This window comes from Lishizhenia sp., from assembly GCF_033720595.1.
In the GTDB taxonomy this organism is placed as follows: Bacteria; Bacteroidota; Bacteroidia; order Flavobacteriales_D; family Crocinitomicaceae; genus Lishizhenia.
Genome location: NZ_JAWWCF010000233.1, coordinates 1 through 3,795 on the forward strand (window position 1 = coordinate 1; position 3,795 = coordinate 3,795).

A 3,795-nucleotide genomic window follows, 5' to 3' on the forward strand; every position below is an offset into this window, starting at 1 on the left:
CGAGTTTTGACTTGGGGATTTTTTTTATTCAGGCGTAAAAGCTGTAAATTGATACTGAATTAATATCCCGTGTTATGGCAGTATTATTAGAGGGAAACGAGGTACAAACCTCTGGAGAACTTCCCAAAGTAGGAGAAATGGCAAAAGACTTTCAACTCACAGCAACAGACATGAGTACGAAGACTTTGGCCGATTTTAAAGGTTATCAATTGATCGTAATCACTTTTTTAAGTGTAGACACCTCCACCTGTTCCTCCGAATTGCGTGAATTCAATAAAAGAGCTACAGCCCTTGAAAACACAAAAGTACTCTGTGTTTCAAGAGATTTACCCTTTACGCAGCAAAGATTTTGTGGTGCAGAAGGTATAGATAATGTTGTCATGCTTTCCGATTTCAAAAATGGGTCTTTTGCCAAAAATTATGGTTTAGAAATGGTAGACGGACCACTTCAAGGTCTACCCTCTCGCAATATCATTATTATAAACAAAGAAGGTAAAATTCAATATACACAACAAGTTCCTGAGGTTTCTCATGAACCCGATTACGAAGAGGCTTTAAACGCCCTATAATCATTACCCCAGGCCAATTGGCTTGGGATTTTTTTTGCATTAAGAATTTTGATTGCATACACTTCCCTGTTCTCCCCTTTAATTACTGGGTAAAACACTAATAAATCAATGGTCAAATCGATTTCTCTATGAATTCGTTTCAACTATGGAAATAATTCTATTTCTTTAGCTCCCAAACACACTATTCTTAAAAAATGAAAAAGCTCAGTTTAATGGTCTTGACCCTTCTTGGGGCCTTTGGTTTACAAGCGCAAGACATTGATTTAAAAAGTAAAAACTTTAAAGCTACCGCTGCCTATTACAATAAGGTTATTGAAGGTGATGCACAGATTTCCTTACTTAACCTTTTCTTCACCAATATGCCCAAAGGGGCCGACTTACACCACCATTACACTGGTAGTGTATACGCAGAAACCTTCTTGGATTGGGTAGAAAAGAAGAATTGGAGTATAAATCAAACTACTTTAAAAATCAGTAAATCTCCTGCTTCGAGTGGTACAGATTTAATAAGTGTAGCTGAATTGCGCTCAAATGATGCTTTGTACAGAGAATTGTTGACTTTATGGTCAGACAAAGACTACGACAACCACTACCACCAACAAGTTGCGCCAGATCAAAACTTCTTTAACACTTTTGGATATTTCGGAACTGTTTCTGATGAATATATGTTGGATGGTTTGACTTTATTGAAAGAAAGAGCAAAGGCAGAAAACATCCAGTATTTAGAAACCATGTTAAGTTCTGTTGGTGTGAGTAGTAAAAACTACCCAAATGCAGACACGATGGTCGCTCAATTAAGGAAAGCTAAAACACAAGCAGAAGTTGATGCTGTATTAACACAAATAGATACCTATTACCAAACAGACGCTGCTTACAACAACCGAATCACAACCTTTGTTGCAGAAGTAGATAGCTTACATGCCTTAGTGGAAGACGAAGATTTCACGCTACGCTACCAAAGCTATACAGCCCGTGTAATGAACCCTTTAGAAGTTTATACAGATTTGTCTGCCGCTTTTATAGCGAGCTCTAAAACTCCTTTAATCGTAGGGGTAAATATTGTTGCTCCAGAGAACAACGTAACGGCACTAGAGGATTACACCCTACACATGATGATGTTCAATTATTTGAACAGAAAGTACCCAACTGTGCACAGAGCTTTACATGCAGGTGAATTAACTTTAGGTATGGTTAGACCGAAGAATTTAACTTTCCATATCAATGAAGCTATACACATTGCACATGCTCAACGTATAGGTCACGGTGTAGATATTCCTTACGAAAGTGGTTCACTAGAATTGATTGAATACATGAAAGACAGCGCTGTTGTGGTTGAAATTAACTTAACAAGCAACGAGTTTATTTTAGGTGTTAAAGGGCAAGAACACCCCTACTTAATTTACAAGAAATACGATGTACCTATGATCATTTCTACGGATGATTCAGGTGTTTCGAGAAATAATTTAAGCAATCAATACATGTTGCTAGCAAGTAGATACTCACCTACTTATGCTGAAATTAAACAATATGTTTACAACAGTATTACCCACTCTTTCTTAACAGAAGAAGATAAGCAAAAAGAATATACAAAGTTGGATGCAAAATTCAAGGCTTTCGAAGCAATGATGGCCAAGAACTAAGAAGCGCATAGGTTTTTCAAACAAAGAGTCCTGCCAATTGGGTGGGACTTTCTTTTTGATACATACTTCTAAATTGAAATTAGACCAAAAGATTTAAAAAGAAGCTCTTTTTTCTTTAAATCTTTAAATACTAAAACGAAGTTTAGACTTAAATTTTTATATGATTTCTTCAAGGTGCCTGCTTAAATATTTAAATTTTGTCACCCCTACTAACAAACTAAAAGTCTAAGGGCTTTAAATTCTATGGAACCCAAATATTCTCTATTTTGGTCTCTATAAGCGCTAAGGATTGAATTCAATAGCGACCAAGCAAATAAATACGAAAGATGAAAACACACTCAATATTAGGTGCAGAGCCATTAGCAGCACCCTTCAAAACAGAAGATCCATTTATGTTTTGTGCTTACCACAAAGACGCTTACCCCAAGGGAAATGAAAGTTTAGGAGTAAATAAAGATAGGTTAGCAGGTCATAGTATGGGTAGTGATTTTGACCCACAGCTTGATTTTAGAATGTACCACGGGAGCAATGTACCCGGTTTTCCCTATCACCCACACAGTGGTTTTGAAACTGTAACCATAGCTGTAGAAGGAGCTGTAGACCACAGTGATTCTTTGGGTGGTGCAGGAAGATTTATGAATGGAGATGTGCAATGGTTAACCGCAGGTAAAGGGGTTCAACACTCTGAAATGTTCCCTTTATTGCATACAGATAAAGACAATCCTTTTGAGCTCTTTCAGATATGGTTAAATCTACCGAGTAAGAGTAAAAAAGTAGATGCGCATTACAAAATGCTTTGGAGTGAGGATATTCCAGTTGTCGAACTTAAAGATGAAAAAGGAAAGCTTGCGAAAGTAAAAGTAGTTGCCGGTACTTTAAACGGAACCAAAGCTTTGGATCCCAACCCAAACTCTTGGGCAGCAGATCCCGAAAACGAGATAGCCATTTGGACCATTAAATTAGAAGCAGGAGCAACATTTACCCTACCAAGCGCTAGCAAGGCTGTGAATAGAAACATCTATTTCCATGAAGGTACTGAGCTTACTATAGATGGTCAATTGCTTAATTCTCATGCACGTTTAAAATTAGACGCAACGCAAACTACAACGATCGAAAATGGAGATGAAGAAGCTTCCATCCTTTTACTACAAGGTAAACCTATAGGAGAACCTGTGGTACAATACGGACCTTTTGTTGCCAATACTGAACAAGAACTACATGAAACCATGGCCCTTTACCGTCAAACCGAATTTGGAGGCTGGCCTTGGCCCATGCGCGAACAAGTATGGGACAAAAACAAAGGACGATTTGCCAAGTTCGCGGACGGTACCGAAGTGGTGAAGTAAGCAATGAAAATATATTGAAAGGAGTGAGTTTTTTTTAGCTTGCTCCTTTTTTTGTTTGAGGGGTTGAAGTTCGAGCGTTCGAGTGTTTGATGGTTTGAGGGTTTGAGGGTTTGAGGGTTAGAACTTAGGAAAGATTTAAGGATGCTAGAAACCTTTCAAGATGAATAACAGACAACAATCACTTATCCTTCAACTTAAAATATATTATATTCGGTAATTGAAACACATCCATTTACCTTC

3 protein-coding genes are annotated in these 3,795 nt (G+C 37.7%); all 3 read left to right on the top strand.

Features of this window, described 5'->3' with window-relative positions; genetic code table 11:
- The first annotated feature begins 74 nt into the window (after positions 1-74).
- Positions 75-569, top strand: coding sequence for a thiol peroxidase (tpx, locus tag R3333_RS13085; RefSeq protein ID WP_318959219.1), 495 nt, complete (start codon positions 75-77; stop codon positions 567-569).
- A gap of 194 nt (positions 570-763) precedes the next feature.
- Entirely contained in the window at positions 764-2,209 is a 1,446-nt protein-coding gene (locus R3333_RS13090; protein WP_318959220.1) for an adenosine deaminase, read from the top strand.
- 326 nt (positions 2,210-2,535) lie between these two features.
- A complete protein-coding gene (locus tag R3333_RS13095) occupies positions 2,536-3,555 on the top strand; it encodes a pirin family protein (RefSeq protein ID WP_318959221.1) in 1,020 nt (339 codons plus the stop codon).
- Positions 3,556-3,795 lie beyond the last annotated feature (240 nt).

What these genes read in the sequence shown, in the direction of transcription:
- tpx (WP_318959219.1), top strand. Translation starts at nt 75, where the DNA reads ATGGCAGTATTATTAGAGGGAAACGAGGTACAAACCTCTGGAGAACTT.
- R3333_RS13090 (WP_318959220.1), top strand. Translation starts at nt 764, where the DNA reads ATGAAAAAGCTCAGTTTAATGGTCTTGACCCTTCTTGGGGCCTTTGGT.
- R3333_RS13095 (WP_318959221.1), top strand. Translation starts at nt 2,536, where the DNA reads ATGAAAACACACTCAATATTAGGTGCAGAGCCATTAGCAGCACCCTTC.